The sequence below is a fragment of the Xanthomonas sp. CFBP 8151 genome (assembly GCF_011761885.1).
GTDB classification, from domain to species: domain Bacteria; phylum Pseudomonadota; class Gammaproteobacteria; order Xanthomonadales; family Xanthomonadaceae; genus Xanthomonas; species Xanthomonas arboricola_B.
Genome location: NZ_JAASQZ010000003.1, coordinates 331,627 through 346,998, shown reverse-complemented (window position 1 = coordinate 346,998; position 15,372 = coordinate 331,627). Strand labels below are relative to the sequence as shown.

The 15,372-nt window shown below is 65.1% G+C and carries 11 protein-coding genes and 1 tRNA gene; 8 read left to right on the top strand and 4 right to left on the bottom strand.

The features are described 5' to 3' along the window. Nucleotides 1–8 precede the first annotated feature (8 nt). The 4 genes from pstB (at nt 9) to rnt (ending at nt 2,977) form a co-directional block, all read left to right on the top strand. Nucleotides 9–839: a phosphate ABC transporter ATP-binding protein PstB gene (gene pstB, locus FHT08_RS15685; RefSeq protein WP_104582775.1), complete on the top strand. Its 831-nt coding sequence runs from the start codon at nt 9–11 to the stop codon at nt 837–839. Nucleotides 840–968: 129 nt separating this feature from the next. Next, nucleotides 969–1,679, top strand: coding sequence for a phosphate signaling complex protein PhoU (phoU, locus tag FHT08_RS15680; protein ID WP_005994733.1), 711 nt, complete (start codon nt 969–971; stop codon nt 1,677–1,679). A gap of 121 nt (nt 1,680–1,800) precedes the next feature. Continuing rightward, on the top strand, nt 1,801–2,199 hold the full coding sequence (locus tag FHT08_RS15675) for an RcnB family protein (protein ID WP_104538012.1): 399 nt from the start codon (nt 1,801–1,803) through the stop codon (nt 2,197–2,199). A 136-nt stretch (nt 2,200–2,335) separates the two neighbouring features. Then, nucleotides 2,336–2,977, top strand: a complete 642-nt coding sequence (rnt, locus tag FHT08_RS15670; protein ID WP_102584351.1) for a ribonuclease T — start codon at nt 2,336–2,338, stop codon at nt 2,975–2,977. Nucleotides 2,978–3,423: 446 nt separating this feature from the next. On the opposite strand, the gene rlmB is transcribed toward rnt, so the two are convergent. After that, nucleotides 3,424–4,173, bottom strand: a complete 750-nt coding sequence (rlmB, locus tag FHT08_RS15665; protein ID WP_166775649.1) for a 23S rRNA (guanosine(2251)-2'-O)-methyltransferase RlmB — start codon at nt 4,171–4,173, stop codon at nt 3,424–3,426. A gap of 173 nt (nt 4,174–4,346) precedes the next feature. Continuing rightward, on the bottom strand, nt 4,347–6,887 hold the full coding sequence (gene rnr, locus FHT08_RS15660) for a ribonuclease R (protein WP_166775648.1): 2,541 nt from the start codon (nt 6,885–6,887) through the stop codon (nt 4,347–4,349). 121 nt (nt 6,888–7,008) lie between these two features. On the opposite strand from rnr, the gene FHT08_RS15655 reads away from it, so the two are divergent. Further along, a tRNA-Leu gene (locus FHT08_RS15655) sits at nt 7,009–7,095 on the top strand. A 230-nt stretch (nt 7,096–7,325) separates the two neighbouring features. Here the strand turns inward: FHT08_RS15655 and FHT08_RS15650 are convergent. Further along, on the bottom strand, nt 7,326–8,849 hold the full coding sequence (locus tag FHT08_RS15650; protein WP_166775646.1) for a platelet-activating factor acetylhydrolase IB subunit: 1,524 nt from the start codon (nt 8,847–8,849) through the stop codon (nt 7,326–7,328). Between the two features lie 326 nt (nt 8,850–9,175). Next, entirely contained in the window at nt 9,176–10,294 is a 1,119-nt protein-coding gene (locus FHT08_RS15645; protein ID WP_243849071.1) for an acyl-CoA dehydrogenase family protein, read from the bottom strand. Nucleotides 10,295–10,446: 152 nt separating this feature from the next. Here FHT08_RS15645 and FHT08_RS15640 point away from each other — a divergent pair, with 152 nt between their 5' ends. From FHT08_RS15640 to metH, 3 genes are read left to right on the top strand one after another with little or no spacing between them, the layout of a single operon-like run. Then, nucleotides 10,447–11,442, top strand: coding sequence for a metalloregulator ArsR/SmtB family transcription factor (locus tag FHT08_RS15640; RefSeq protein WP_166775642.1), 996 nt, complete (start codon nt 10,447–10,449; stop codon nt 11,440–11,442). Then, nucleotides 11,439–12,611, top strand: a complete 1,173-nt coding sequence (locus FHT08_RS15635) for a homocysteine S-methyltransferase family protein (protein ID WP_166775640.1) — start codon at nt 11,439–11,441, stop codon at nt 12,609–12,611. Before FHT08_RS15640 ends, FHT08_RS15635 begins: the two co-directional genes overlap by 4 nt. Further along, entirely contained in the window at nt 12,608–15,361 is a 2,754-nt protein-coding gene (metH, locus tag FHT08_RS15630; protein WP_104605448.1) for a methionine synthase, read from the top strand. The genes FHT08_RS15635 and metH overlap by 4 nt, the downstream gene beginning before the upstream one ends. Nucleotides 15,362–15,372: the final 11 nt, after the last annotated feature.

Sequence of the window (15,372 nt, the reverse complement as noted above, 5' to 3'; positions counted from 1 at the left end):
CACCCGACATGAACGATCTCCAAAACGCCATGCCGATGCATCGCATCGCCGTTCCGGCCGCCAAGGGGGCACCGACCGCGCAGGCGCCGGTGAAGGTGGCCGCACGCAATCTGGACTTCTATTACGACAAATACCACGCGCTCAAGGGCATCAACATCGAGATTCCGGAAAAGCGCGTCACCGCGCTGATCGGGCCGTCGGGTTGCGGCAAGTCGACCCTGCTGCGCATCTTCAACCGCATCTATGCGCTGTATCCGAAGATGGAAGCGCGCGGCGAAGTGTTGCTGGACAACGAAAACATCCTGTCGCCGAAGTACCCGATGAACCGGCTGCGCAGCAAGGTCGGCATGGTGTTCCAGAAGCCGGTGCCGTTTCCGATGACGATCTTCGAAAACGTCGCCTACGGCATCCGCCACCACGAAAAACTGTCCAAGGCCGACATGCAGAACCGTGTCGAGCAGGCGCTGCGCCAGGGCGCGCTGTGGGACGAGGTCAAGGACAAGCTGGGGCAAAGCGCGCTGGGCCTGTCCGGCGGCCAGCAGCAGCGGCTGTGCATTGCACGCGCAGTGGCGCTACGCCCGGACGTGTTGCTGCTGGACGAGCCGACCTCGGCGCTGGATCCGATTTCCACCAGCCGTATCGAGCAACTGGTGGAAGAGCTCAAGCGCGAATACACCATCGTCATCGTGACCCACAACATGCAGCAGGCCGCGCGCGTGTCCGACTACACCGCCTTCATGTATCTGGGCGACCTGATTGAACACGACCGCACCGAAACGATTTTTTCCCAGCCGTCCAAGCAGCAGACCGAGGACTACATCACCGGTCGTTTCGGTTGATGCAAGGCGGGCCGCCGCAGCGCTGCAGTCAAACGACCCCGCCACACCCTGCCCTGACCGGTATCCACGCTGCATGCGATGTTGCCAGGCAGCGGCAGACATCCACCACCGCCACGAATCGAGATTACGATGAACCAGCACCTCAACGACCACATCGTCAAAAGCTACGACGAGGAGCAGCACCGTCTTGTCGCCGAAATCGTGCGCATGGGCGACACGGCGGTGGCGCAGCTGGAAGCCGCACTGGATGTGGTGGAGCGTCGTGACGACAACGCCGCACATCGCATCGTGGTCAACGACGAAGCGATTGACGCGCTGGAGCATGCGATCAGCCACGACGTGATGCGCCTGGCATTGCGTGGCCCGATGGCGCGCGACCTGCGCGAGATCCTGGCCGGCCTGCGCATTCCGGCCGATATCGAACGCATCGGCGATTACGCGGCCAATGTCGCCAAGCGCTCGATCGCGCTCAATTCCGCACCGCCGCTGCCGCAAACGGTGGGCCTGCGTGCGCTCGGCCAGATGGCCGCCGATGCCGTGCGCGAAGCGGTGCAGGCGTACCGCAACAAGGATGCCGATGCGGCCATCCGCGTACGCGACGAAGATGCACGCCTGGATGCGCAATACACCGCGCTGTTTCGCGAGTTGCTGACCTACATGATGGAAGACCCGCGCAATATCACCCCGTGCACGCATCTGCTGTTCATGGCCAAGAATCTGGAGCGCATCGGCGACCATGCCACCAACATCGCCGAGAATGTGTGGTTTCTGGTCCACGGCGAGCAGCCGCTGCCGCCGCGTCTGAAACGCGACGACACCAGCACGACCGGCGTCATCTGATTGCAGCGGATGCCGGCGACATCCGCCGGCACAAGCGCAGCGCCTTATTTCATTACGTATTCAGCTCCAAATGCCTACGGTGATCTTTCACAGGCTGTTCCTGTGACGCAGGAGTAGGCAGATGAAACGTATCATCGGATCCCTCATGGTTGTGTCGCTGCTGACGTCCGGTGCAGCGTTCGCTGCGCCGCAACAGCATGATGATCGCGACCGCAGCGCGCAGCACGACGACGACCGTGGTCCGGAGCGTCGCGACGATCACCGCAACGACAGACACGACGACCGGCGCGACGACCGCCGCAGCGCGCACAACGACGATCACCGCAACGATCGTCGAGGCCCGCCTTACCGGCGTGGCGAGCGTCTGGCACCGGACCATCGCGGCACGCGGGTGGCCGACTACCGCAAGCATCACTTGAACACGCCGCAGCGCGGGCACGAGTGGCGCCGCGTGGACAACAACTACGTGTTGATTGCGGTGGCCACCGGGCTGATCGCAAGCGTGGTGGCTGCCCGCTGACGCCGGCGGTTTAGCAGAGTTCCTGAGCCCGATCCGTGGCGACACGGGTCGGGCTTTTGGTTGCCGGATCGCCGCTCAGTAGACGTGGCAAGCCGCCAGCTGCCACGATCGAGCCAGCCGTGCGACCTGCTAGGCTATGCCGATGAACGAACCGGTCGACCTGCAGCCTGCCCCCTCCTTCCTGCCCATGTCGCGGCGCTTCCGCGGCTATCTACCCGTGGTGGTGGATGTGGAAACGGGAGGGTTCGACTGGAACAAGCACGCCTTGCTGGAAATTGCCTGCGTGCCGATCGAAATGGATGCCGACGGACGGTTCTTCCCCGGCGACACCGCCAGCGCCCATCTGGTACCGGCGCCGGGACTGGAGATCGACCCGAAGTCGCTGGAGATCACCGGCATCGTGCTTGACCACCCATTCCGCTTTGCCAAGCAGGAAAAGGACGCGCTGGACCACGTGTTCGCACCGGTGCGTGCGGCAGTGAAAAAGTACGGCTGCCAGCGCGCGATCCTGGTCGGTCACAATGCGCACTTCGATCTGAATTTTCTCAATGCTGCCGTTGCGCGCGTGGGCCACAAGCGCAATCCGTTCCATCCGTTCAGCGTGTTCGACACCGTGACCCTGGCCGGTGTGGCGTATGGGCAGACCGTGCTGGCGCGCGCGGCACAAGCCGCGGGCCTGGAATGGAACGCCGCCGATGCGCATAGCGCGGTCTACGACACCGAGCAGACCGCGCGGCTGTTCTGCACGATCGCCAATGCCTGGCCGGGGCCTGTTTGAGCGGGGATTGGGCATTGGCGATTCGCAAGGGCCAGTTGCCTGACGCGTTGCTTGTCCTGAGCCACCCTGCGCCGCAGATAATGGGATAGCCAGTCAGTAGGTTCTGAAGCGCCCCCTCACTGCCTTTGCCAATCCAAATCCCCATTCCCAGCGCCTAGCCGATACAAGCGCGATCGCGCCTCGCATTCCTGGCCTGATACAGCGCGTGATCGGCGCGCTCTTCGTGCAGGCGGGCCGTCGACGGCCAGGGACGCCGCTTGCCGTTCACCCACTCCCCACCCCGCGCTGCGTGGCCAGCCCGCACCACGTCGGGGTCTTTCGATGTAGTGAGCAGTCGCCAGCTAGGTACGCACGAGGCGGAGAAGCCGCTGCGTACGAATGGCTTATGCCGATTGCGATGCCGTCCGCGCCTGCCTGGCGATGCGCGCAGCAGCGTCGATTGCCGCTTAGGCGCCCAGGCGCTGGCGTACCGCTTCGAACAAGGTCACACCGGCCGCTACCGACACGTTGAGGCTCTCGATATCGCCCGGCATCGGAATCTTGACCAGGCCATCGCAGTGCTCACGGGTCAGTCGACGCAGGCCGTCGGCTTCGCCACCGAGTACAAGCCCGACATTGCCGCGCAGGTCCACGCCATACAACGACGCCTCGGCTTCGCCGGCAAGGCCGTAGAGCCACACGCCCTGCTTCTGCAGATCGCGCAGGCAACGCGCCAGATTGGTCACCGCTACCACCGGAATACGGTCGGCCGCACCGGCCGAAGTCTTGCGCACGGTCGCATTGACCGTGGCCGATTTGTCCTTGGGAATGATTACCGCAGTGACGCCGGCCGCCGCCGCGCTGCGCAGGCACGCACCGAGATTGTGCGGGTCCTGTACGCCGTCGAGGACCAGCAGCAACGCCCGTCCCTCGGCTGCGGTCACCAACGCCTCGAGCTCGTTTTCGGCCCACAGCCGCGCTGCGGCATAGCGCGCGACCACACCCTGGTGGCGCACCTGCCCACCAACGCCATCGAGTGCCTGGGTGTTGACCCGGCGCACGTCGATGCCCTTGCGGCGGGCCTGCTCTTCGATTTCGATCAGGCGCGGGTTCTTGCTACCGGCCTCGATCAATACCTCACGCACGTTGTCGGCGTCGTTCTCGACGGACGAGGCGACGGCGTTGACGCCGACGATCCACTGATTCTGCTTGCTCATTGCGCGGGATAGGAAGAGGTAAAGAGGGAATGGTAGGGCCTGCGGCCTGCCACGTCACGGCCGCAACCTGGACCGCGTGACGGCGCAGCCGCTGCGAAAACGCAGGCGCCTCGTTGACTTCGTGCGCAACGCGCGCCGCCGTCAGACGGCAGCGCGCGGTATTGCAAACGCGCTCAGTATTGTTTTTTCTTGCGCTTGGCCGGCTGAGCGCGCGGCGGCGGCGGTTCGGGCGAATCGCCGCGATCCTCTGCCAAGCGGAAGTCGATCTTGCGCTCTTCCATGCTGGCCTTGAGCACCAGCACCCGCACCGGATCGCCCAGGCGGAATGCACGGCCGCGGCGCTCGCCACTGAGCGTCTTGCGGATCGGATCGAACTGGTAATAGTCCTGCGGCAACTGGGTGACATGCACCAGGCCATTGACCTTGGACTCGTTCAATTCCACGAACAGGCCGAATCCGGTGACGCCACTGATCACGCCGTCGAACTGGCCGCCGACATGCTTTTCCATCCACGCGGCGCGATACCGCTCGTCGACTTCACGTTCGGCCTCGTCGGCACGCCGACCACGCTCGGAGCACTGCAGCGACAAGGCCGCCATTTGGCGCGAGGTGTAGATGTATTTTTCCGGGCTGGCGCCGGTCAACGCGTGCTTGATTGCGCGGTGCACCAGCAGATCCGGGTAACGACGGATCGGCGAGGTGAAGTGCGCATACGCCTCCAGCGCCAGACCGAAGTGACCGTTGTTGTCAGGCGAGTACACCGCCAGGCTCTGGCTGCGCAGCAGCACCGATTCCAGCAGCGCCGCATCGGGCCGCGCGCGCACCTTTTTCAGCAACTTGGTGTAGTCGCCAGGGCGCACCTTGCTCCACGCCGGCAGACTCAGCTGGAACTCCTTGAGGAACTCCAGCAGGTCTTCGTACTTGCTCTCCGGCGGCCGCTCATGCACGCGGTACGGCGCCGGCACATGCATGCTCAGCAGATAACGCGCGGCCTCGACGTTGGCGGCGATCATGCATTCTTCGATCAGCTTGTGCGCATCGTTGCGCACCAGCATGCCGGCCTGAGTGACTTCTCCGGTGTTGTCGAGCACGAAGCGTACTTCGGAGGTTTCGAACTCGATCGCGCCACGCTGCGTGCGCGCCTTCGACAGCACGTTGTACAGCTGATGCAGGCGCTGCACCTGCGGCAGCAGCGGGCCGATGAAGGCCTTGGTGTCCGCGTCGTCTTCGCCGACCGCTTTCCAGACCTGGTTATAGGTCAGGCGCGCATGCGAGTTCATCACCGCCTCATAGAAGCGCGAACCGGTGACTTCGCCATCGCGACCCACCTGCATGTCGCAGACGAAACACATGCGGTCGACCTTGGGCATCAGCGAACAGATGCCATTGGACAACGTTTCGGGCAGCATCGGCACGACGAAACCCGGGAAATACACCGAGGTGGCGCGCTTTTGCGCCTCGTCGTCCAGCGGGGTGCCGGGACGCACATAGTTGGACACGTCGGCGATCGCCACCACCAGACGGAAGCCGTCGGCATTGGATTCGCAATACACCGCGTCGTCGAAATCCTTGGCGTCTTCGCCGTCGATGGTGACCAGCGGCATCTGCCGCAGATCCACGCGCCCGCCGATCATCTGCGGCTCGACCACCAACGGCACCGCCGCGGCTTGGTCCAGCACTTCCTGCGGGAATTCGTGCGGCAGCTCATGGCCGTGGATCGCCATTTCCACTACCAGCGACGGCGTCAGCTTGTCGCCCAGCACCGCGATGATCTTGCCGATCGCCGGGCGCCGCGCGTCCGGTGGCGCGATCAGCTCGCACACCACCAACTGCCCTTCGCGTGCCTCGCCGATGCCATCCGGTGCGATCTGCACGTTGCGTTGCACGCGCTTGTCGTCCGGGTCGACATAGGCCACGCCATGCTCGTAGAAGAAGCGCCCGAGCATGCGCGACATGCGGCGCTCGAGCACCCGCGCGATCGCACCTTCGCGACGGCCGCGGCGGTCGATGCCGGTGACGTTGGCCAGTGCCCGATCGCCGTGCATGACCTTACGCATCTCGTAAGGCGGCAGGAACAGGTCGTCGCCACCTTCGTCGGGCTTGAGGAAGCCGAAGCCTTCCGGATTGGCGATCACCACCCCGGCGATCAAGCTGGTCTGCTGCACCGGTGCATAGCCGCCGCGACGGTTCTGCACCAACTGCGCTTCGCGCACCATCGCCGCCAGGCGCTTACCCAGCGCGTCGATGCGGTCGCTGAGATTGAGTTGTTCGGCGATTTCCTCGGCGGTCTGCGGGCCATCGCAGGCGTCGAGCAGCTGCAGGATGGCCTCGCGGCTGGCGATCGGTTCGGCGTAGCGCAGTGCTTCGCGATCGGCATGCGGATCCTTGAACTCCGCCGCCGGCGCGGGCGCTTCGGTTGGCGCCTGCTGGAAGCGTTCCGGCGGCGGCGCCGGCGGGCCACTCTTGCGCGGATGCGGGGCGCGTGGCGGCGGCGTGGGCAGTACGGGCGCTAACGGCGGCTCGGGCGAGGCGTTGGCGGCCTTGTCGGCAGCGCGTTTGCTGGCGGACTTGGTCGACGCACCGGCGGCGGCGCGGACCAGGAAGTCCGGCATCCAGCCCGGCAACTTCTGTTTTTCGGCGGTGGTGGACTCGCCCGGGCTGGTGGACTTGCGGCGACTGGGCCGATCGGAATCTGGGGTGTTTTTCTTCGTCATTGCTTACATGGTACCCCTTGCGGCCGCGCCATGGGCAGCAAGCCTCGCCCGGCCGGCCATCATCGCCGCTCGCCAGGCATTGACAAGCCCGCCGGGAGTCTGCAAAATTCGCGGCTCACCTGCCCAGGTGGCGGAATTGGTAGACGCACTAGCTTCAGGTGCTAGCGGGGGCAACTTCGTGGAGGTTCGAGTCCTCTTCTGGGCACCAGTTTAAAAAGACCTCCGAGCGATCGGGGGTCTTCTGGTTTCTGGGGTCCGGAAAGTTCTGACGGTGGCCGTGCGCCTGCGTTGCCGGCCGATGGCAGCCCGCTATTGATCGGCGGCCAAAGCTTTCATTCCGCTCACCCCATGACGCGGCAACTGTGCAACCGGATAGCCTGCTGCGCGGCAGCAGCGCCCTCTTCGATGCCGCAGCCCTGACTCCGCAACGCAGGCTGGTTATGGCGTTGCCGTGATGCCCGCCTCGCGCAGCGCCGTCGCCCAGATCGCATACCCGGCCTCACTGGGATGGGTGCCGTCGGGCATCAGCGCCTCGGGCAAGGTCCCGTCCGGCTGCAGCATCCGGGGGCCGATGTCGACCAGGCGCACGGACCGATCCTTGCCATAACGCGCGGCCAGCAGCCGATTGGTCTCGGCAATGGGCGCGCGCTGCGCATCCCCGGCATGGCGGCCACGCGGCATGATCGCCATCAGGATCAGCTGACTGCTGGGCAAACGGCGACGCACCTCGCTCACCACCGCCTCCACGCCCTGCGCGGTCTCGGCCGGCGTAGCCGCGCGCGATTGCGCGGTGCCGGTGAGGTTGTTGGTGCCGATATGCAGTACCACCCAGCGCGGATCCAGGCCGTCGAGCTCGCCCTGGCGGATCCGCCACAGCACATTCTGGGTGCGGTCCCAGCCGAAGCCCAGATTCAGCACCGGGCGGCTGCCGTACAACCAGCTCCAGGATTCGGGTCCGCTGACGCGCGTTGCCTGCGGTGGGCCGGCCCAGAAGTGCGTGATCGAATCGCCGATCATCACCACCTCGGGCTTGAGCGCGCGCGCTGCGGCCAGCGCCGCATGGTGACGCGCATACCAGTCGTAGGAATCCTGCTCCAGCCGGTCGACCGGAATCAGCGAGGTCGCAAAATCGCGGCCCAGCGCCGCAACCGGCTTGACCGGTGGCTCGCCGAGCAGGCGCGCCAGGGTCGGCTCGATCGCCTCGGCCAGCATGCGCTGGCCTTGCGTGTCCGGATGCAGGGCAGCGGCCGGCGGACGGAAGCGGGTGTCGTAAAACAGCTCGGTGCGCAGCTTGCCGTCGCGCTGGAAAATCGACCCCACATCCAGATAGGTCACGCGTGGATTGTCGCCATAGCGCACCGCCAGGCCCTGGTTGATCTGCGCATCGCGGCGCGACTTCTCGCCGGAGAGGTCGCTGGGCAGCACGCCCAGCAGCAAGATCTGCGTGCGCGGCAATTTCTGTTCGATCGCCGCCACCACCGCATCGATACCGAGCTGGGCCTGCTCCGCGGTCTGGCCGAGATGGCCGGTGTTGTTGGTGCCGATCAACACAAGCGCGACCTTGGGCTGCAGGCCATCGACCTCGCCATTGGCCAGCCGCCACAGCACGTGTTCGGTGCCGTCGCCGCTGAAGCCCAGGTTGAGCGCGCCACGGCTGCCGTAGAAGGTCTGCCAGGTCGGCTGGAAATCCTCGTCCGGCGCCTTGGCTTTTTCGTAGTTCTGGGTGATCGAATCGCCGATCAACAACAGCGGCGTGTCGGCGTGCTGCTTCACCTGCTCCAGCACCTGCGCATGCCGCTGCGACCACCAGGCTTCCTGCAGGCGGTCGGTGGGCACGATCGAGGGCGGCGGCGTTTGCGCACCTGCCGCAGCGCAGACCAGCAACAGCCCCCAACACACCAGCATGGGCGCAATGGCAGACAACGAGAAGCGAGGAACTACCGCGTGCGAAGACCGGGGCATGCGCGCACCAGAGGCTGGAGAAGCAGCGATTGTGATCCGCGTGCGCTGCACACGACAAGCGCGGACGCCGCCAGCTGCGATGTAACACTGCGAAGTGTTTGCCAGGTGCCGACGCCAGGCCACTGACACGGCGCATCTCTGATGCCAGGTCGCGCACGCTTGCGTGAGCGCGCGCCTGCGCGTGATGAAGCGCTATCGATAAGCTTCATCGCGCGCAGGCACGCTCCTATGCAATGCGAAGCAATCACCGCACCGAGCTGCCGGATCGACCGCTGCGCATCTTGGGCCGATCGAGCCGATGGCGGCGGCGCTGCCGGATCAGCTGCTCAGCGCAGGCCGGTTTCGCCGCGCGCGATCACCAGGCGCTGGATTTCCGAGGTGCCTTCGTAGATCTCGGTGATCTTGGCGTCGCGGAAGTAGCGCTCCAGTGGCATTTCCTTGGAATAGCCCATGCCGCCATGGATCTGCACCGCCTGATGGGTGATCCACATCGCCGCTTCCGAGGCGGTGAGCTTGGCCACGGCCGCCTCGGTGCCGAACTTCTGCCCCTGCCCCTTCAACCAGGCCGCGCGCAGCGTCAGCAGCAGCGCTGCATCCAGCTTGCACTTCATGTCGGCGATCTTGGCCTGGGTCATCTGGAACGTGCCGATGGCCGCGCCGAAAGCCTTGCGCTCCTTGACGTAGGCCAAGGTCGCTTCGTACGCCGCACGCGCGATGCCGACCGCTTGCGAAGCGATGCCGATGCGCCCGGCGTCGAGCACGCTCATCGCGGTCTTGAAGCCTTCGCCTTCCACGCCCAGCACTTCCTCGGGCTGGGCAATGTAATCGGCAAACTCGATCTCGCAGGTGGCCGAAGCGCGGATGCCGAGCTTGGGCTCGGTCTTGCCGCGATGGAAGCCGGCGCGATCGGCGTCGACCATGAAGGCGGTGATACCGCGCGAGCCCTTGTCCGGCTCGGTCACCGCAAACAACACGATGTACTTGGCAACCGGGCCGGAGGTGATCCAGCTCTTCTTGCCGTTGATCACGAAGCTGCCATCGGCCTGCTTGACCGCGCGGCAACGCATCGCCGAGGCATCCGAGCCGGACTGCGGCTCGGTCAGTGCGAACGCGCCGATCCGCGCGCCCTCGGCGATCGCGCGCACGTACAGCTGTTTTTGTGCCTCGCTGCCGTTCTTCAGGATGCCGGTGCAGAACAGCGAGTTGTTGACCGACACGATGGTGGAATGCGCGCCGTCGGCCGCGGCGATCTCGATCATTGCCAGCGCATAGCTGATCGGGTCCATGCCGGCGCCGCCGTACTCGGCCGGCACCTCGATGCCCATCAGGCCGTTTTCGCCGAGCAGGCGGATGTTCTCCAGCGGGAACTCGCCGCTGCGATCGAACTGCTCCGCGCTGGGGGCGATCTTTTCCTGGGCGATGCGGCGCGCCACATCCTGGATCATCAATTGTTCTTCGGTAAAGCTGAAATCCACGTCGCACCCCTCCAGGCCTAGGCTGAGTGTCCATTGTAGCCCCAACCATTCGCATGCGTATGTAGTTGACCCCACTCCCTGCCCGGCCGAAAATATCTCCATATCGCGATATAGAGATATTCATGGATCTGGAAGACTGGTCGGCGCGCCTGAAGGTATTTGCCGACGCCACCCGCGTCCGCCTGCTGACCTTGCTGGAGCAGGAAGAACTCACCGTGGCCGAGCTGTCGGCGATCACCCGCCTGGCCCAGCCGCGCGTGTCCACGCACCTGGCCAAGCTCAAGGAAGCCGGGCTGGTGCGCGACCGCCGCGCCGGCGTGTCGGCTTACTACCGTTTCGATGAGGTGTCGCTGGACCCGGCGCAGCGCGCCCTGTGGCTGGCACTGAGCACCGGCAGCGACGATCCGCTGCTGCGCCAGGACGCCGAGCGCGTGGCCGCGGTGCTGGCCAACCGCGCGGCCGACCAGAACTGGGCCGATTCGGTGGCCGGCGACATGGAGCGGCACTACTCCCCGGGGCGCACCTGGGAAGCGCTGGCGCGCACCGCCCTGCCCTTGCTGGAAACCGGCGACGTGCTCGACATCGCCTCCGGCGACGGCGTGCTGGCCGAGCTGGTGGCGCCGCATGCCACCCGCTACATCTGCATCGACACCAGCGCGCGCGTGGTCGCCGCCGCCAGCGAGCGCTTGCGCAAGCTGCGCAATGTGGAAGTGCGCGAGGGCGACATGCATGCGCTGCCGTTTCCCGATGCCAGTTTCGACCTGGTGGTGCTGATGCATGCGCTCACCTACGCAGCCAAGCCGGCGCAGGCAGTGGCCGAATCCGCGCGCGTGCTGCGCCCCGGCGGCCGCCTGCTGCTATGCAGCCTGGCCAAGCACGAACACCGCGCCGCGGTGCACGCCTATGGCCACGTCAATCTCGGGTTTGCTGCCAAGGAATTGCGCAGGTTCGCCGAGAAAGCCGGCCTGGACGTGTCCAGCCTGGAAACGGTGACGCGGGAGAAGCGCCCGCCGCATTTCGAGGTGATTTCGTTGATTGCGGCGAAGCCGGGAACTGGGAATCGGGAATCGGGAAACGGTGAAAGCAGCGCCACTGCCTCACGGAGAATCGCATCATGACGCCCGCGGTAATCCCCAATCCCCAATCCCCAGTCCCGTTTGCGCTGCCCTGGCTGCATCCCGAGCGCGCCGCCCGGCTCACTGCCGCGCTCGCCGAACGCATCCTCATCATCGACGGTGCGATGGGCACCATGATCCAGCGCCACGATCTGCAGGAGCCCGACTATCGCGGCACCCGCTTTGCCGACGGCTACGACAGCGCGCAGGTACACGTGCATGGCCCAGGCTGCGATCACGCACATGCGCCGGAGGGCCACGACCTGAAAGGCAACAACGATCTGCTGTTGCTGTCGCGCCCGGAAATCATCGCCGGCATCCATCGCGCCTATCTGGACGCCGGTGCCGACCTGCTGGAAACCAATACCTTCAACGCCACCTCGGTGAGCCAGGCCGACTATCACCTGGAACATCTGGTCTACGAATTGAACAAGGCCGGCGCGCAGGTCGCGCGCGCCTGCTGCGACGAAGTGGAGGCGCTGACCCCGCATAAACCGCGCTTCGTGATCGGCGTGCTCGGCCCCACCAGCCGCACCGCCTCGATCAGCCCGGACGTCAACGACCCCGGCTACCGCAACACCAGCTTCGACGCCTTGCGCGACACCTATCGCGAGGCCATCGACGGTTTGATCGATGGCGGCGCCGACACGTTGATGGTGGAAACCATCTTCGACACGCTCAACGCCAAGGCTGCGCTGTATGCGATCGAGGAAGTGTTCGAAGCGCGCGGCGGGCGCCTGCCGGTGATGATCTCCGGCACCATCACCGATGCGTCCGGACGCACCTTGTCCGGCCAGACGGCGGAAGCGTTCTATGCCTCGGTCGCACACGGGCGGCCGCTGTCGGTGGGCCTGAACTGCGCGCTCGGTGCCAAGGACTTGCGCCCGCATGTGGAAACGCTGGCGCAGATTGCCGACGCCTATGTCAGCGCGCATCCCAATGCCGGCCTGCCGAATGCCTTCGGCGAGTACGACGAAACGCCGGAAGAAATGGCCCAAACCCTGCGCGAATTCGCGCAGGCCGGCCTGCTCAATCTGGTCGGCGGCTGCTGCGGCACCTCGCCGGATCACATCCGCGCAATCGCCGAAGCGGTCGCCGACCTGCCGCCGCGGCAATTGCCTGTATCCAGCCGGACTAGCAACGCGGCCGCCCTTCTCCAGAGCATCGCATGAGCACTCCCCGCCACACCCGCCTGTCCGGACTGGAACCGCTGGTCATCACCCCTGACCTGTTGTTCGTCAACGTGGGCGAGCGCACCAACGTCACCGGCAGCGCGCAGTTCCGCAAGCTGATCAAGGAGGAGCGCTACGAAGAAGCGGTGGAAGTGGCGCGCCAGCAGGTCGCCAACGGTGCGCAGATCCTCGACGTCAACATGGACGAGGGCCTGATCGATTCGGAAAAGGCGATGACGCGCTTTCTCAACCTGATCATGTCCGAGCCGGATATCGCGCGCATTCCGGTGATGGTGGATTCGTCCAAGTGGAGCGTGATCGAAGCCGGCCTGAAGTGCCTGCAAGGCAAGAGCGTGGTCAATTCGATCTCGCTCAAGGAAGGCGAGGCACTGTTCATCGAACACGCGCGCAAGGTGCTGCGCTATGGCGCTGCCGCGGTGGTGATGGCGTTCGATGAAGTCGGCCAGGCCGATACCTGCGCGCGCAAGGTCGAGATCTGCACGCGCGCCTACAAGGTGTTGACCGAACAGGTAGGATTTCCGCCGGAAGACATCATCTTCGACCCAAACATCTTTGCCGTGGCCACCGGTATCGAGGAGCACGACAACTACGCGGTGGACTTCATCGAAGCCACCCGCCAGATCAAACGCACGCTGCCGCATTGCCATATTTCCGGCGGCGTCTCCAACGTGTCGTTCTCGTTCCGCGGCAACGAGATGGTGCGCCAGGCGATCCACTCGGTGTTCCTGTTCCATGCGATCAAGGCTGGCATGGACATGGGCATCGTCAACGCCGGCGGCATGCCGATCTACGACGAGCTGGACCCGGAACTACGCGAACGCGTGGAGGATGTGATCCTCAATCGGCGCCGCGACGGCACCGAGCGGCTGCTGGAAATCGCCGAACGCTACAAAGGCAGCAAGGGCGCGGCGAAAGTCGAGGACCTGGCCTGGCGCGAGAAGCCGGTGCGTGCGCGGCTGGCGCATGCACTGGTGCACGGCATCGACGCATTCGTTGAAACCGACACCGAGGAAGCGCGCCAGCAATCCACCCGTCCGCTGGATGTGATCGAAGGCCCGCTGATGGACGGCATGAACGTGGTCGGCGACCTGTTCGGCGCCGGCAAGATGTTCCTGCCGCAGGTGGTCAAGTCCGCGCGTGTGATGAAGAAGGCGGTGGCGTATCTGCTGCCCTTTATCGAAGCGGAAAAGCTGCGGACCGGCGATGTCGGCAAGTCCAACGGCAAGATCATCATGGCCACCGTCAAGGGCGACGTGCACGACATCGGCAAGAACATCGTCGGCGTGGTGCTGGCATGCAACAACTTCGATGTGGTGGACCTGGGCGTGATGGTGTCGGCGCAGGTGATCCTGGACCGTGCACGCGCAGAGAATGCGGACCTGATCGGCTTGTCCGGCCTGATCACGCCGTCGCTGGAAGAGATGTCGCACGTTGCACGCGAGATGCAGCGGCAAGGCTTCGAGATTCCGCTGTTGATCGGTGGCGCCACCACCTCGCGCGCGCACACTGCATTGAAGATCGACCCGCATTACACCGCCCCCACCGTGTGGGTGAAGGACGCCTCGCGTGCGGTGGGCGTTGCGCAATCGCTGATCTCGCGCGACCTGCGCCAGGCCTTCGTCGCCGCCAACGATGCCGACTACGCAGAGATCCGCGCGCGCCATCGCAACCGCGGCGACGCCAAACGCCTGGTGTCGCTGGAAAAGGCACGCGCCCAGCGTTTCGATGGCGACTGGGACACCTACACGCCGCCCGCCCCGCGCCAGCCGGGCCTGCATGTGTTGAACGACTATCCGCTGCAGGAGTTGATCGAGCTGATCGACTGGACCCCGTTCTTCCAGGCCTGGGAACTGGCCGGCAAGTTTCCGGCGATCCTCAGCGACGAGGTGGTCGGCACCCAGGCCAGCGAGTTGTACCGCGATGCACGCAAGATGCTGCGCACCATCGTCGCCGAAAAATGGCTCACCGCGAAGGCGGTGTTCGGGCTGTGGCCGGCCAATGCGGTAGGCGATGATGTTGTCGTGCTGACCGAGCCTGCGGAATCGGGAATCGGGAATCGGGAATCGCAAGGCGGCGCATCGGCGCCCGACCATTCCCGATTCTCCATTCCCCATTCCCTGCACTTTTTACGCCAACAAGTCGACAAACCCATCGACCGCCCCGACTTCTGCCTGGCAGATTTCATCGCGCCCAAGAGCAGCGGCAAGCAGGACTGGATCGGTGCGTTTGCGGTGACCGCCGGTATCGGTATCGACCCCCATGTGGCACGGTTCGAAGCCGCGCACGACGACTACAACTCCATCCTGCTCAAGGCCCTGGCCGACCGTCTGGCCGAGGCGCTGGCCGAACGCCTGCATCAACGCGTGCGTACCGAATTCTGGGGTTATGTGGAAGATGAGACGCTGGACAACGAAGCGCTGATCGCCGAGCGCTATCGCGGCATTCGCCCGGCACCGGGTTATCCCGCCTGCCCCGAGCACAGCGAAAAGCGCACCTTGTTCGACCTGCTCGATGCCGAGCGTCATACCACGATGACGCTGACCGAAAGTTTCGCGATGCTGCCCACCGCAGCGGTCTCCGGCTACTACTTCAGCCATCCCAAGAGCCAGTACTTCGTGGTCGGGCGCCTGGGCAAGGAACAGGTGGCCGACTACGCCAAGCGCAAGGGCATCACCTTGGCATTGGCCGAACGTTGGCTGGCATCGAATCTGGATTACGACCCGGAGTAAGAACAGCTGCA

Excerpts from the sequence above, each read along its gene's own strand:
- phoU (WP_005994733.1), top strand. The coding sequence starts at position 969 with ATGAACCAGCACCTCAACGACCACATCGTCAAAAGCTACGACGAGGAG.
- FHT08_RS15640 (WP_166775642.1), top strand. The coding sequence starts at position 10,447 with ATGGATCTGGAAGACTGGTCGGCGCGCCTGAAGGTATTTGCCGACGCC.
- FHT08_RS15650 (WP_166775646.1), bottom strand. The coding sequence starts at position 8,849 with ATGCCCCGGTCTTCGCACGCGGTAGTTCCTCGCTTCTCGTTGTCTGCC.
- FHT08_RS15675 (WP_104538012.1), top strand. The coding sequence starts at position 1,801 with ATGAAACGTATCATCGGATCCCTCATGGTTGTGTCGCTGCTGACGTCC.
- rnt (WP_102584351.1), top strand. The coding sequence starts at position 2,336 with ATGCCGATGAACGAACCGGTCGACCTGCAGCCTGCCCCCTCCTTCCTG.
- rlmB (WP_166775649.1), bottom strand. The coding sequence starts at position 4,173 with ATGAGCAAGCAGAATCAGTGGATCGTCGGCGTCAACGCCGTCGCCTCG.
- rnr (WP_166775648.1), bottom strand. The coding sequence starts at position 6,887 with ATGACGAAGAAAAACACCCCAGATTCCGATCGGCCCAGTCGCCGCAAG.
- pstB (WP_104582775.1), top strand. The coding sequence starts at position 9 with ATGAACGATCTCCAAAACGCCATGCCGATGCATCGCATCGCCGTTCCG.
- FHT08_RS15645 (WP_243849071.1), bottom strand. The coding sequence starts at position 10,294 with ATGATCCAGGATGTGGCGCGCCGCATCGCCCAGGAAAAGATCGCCCCC.
- metH (WP_104605448.1), top strand. The coding sequence starts at position 12,608 with ATGAGCACTCCCCGCCACACCCGCCTGTCCGGACTGGAACCGCTGGTC.
- FHT08_RS15635 (WP_166775640.1), top strand. The coding sequence starts at position 11,439 with ATGACGCCCGCGGTAATCCCCAATCCCCAATCCCCAGTCCCGTTTGCG.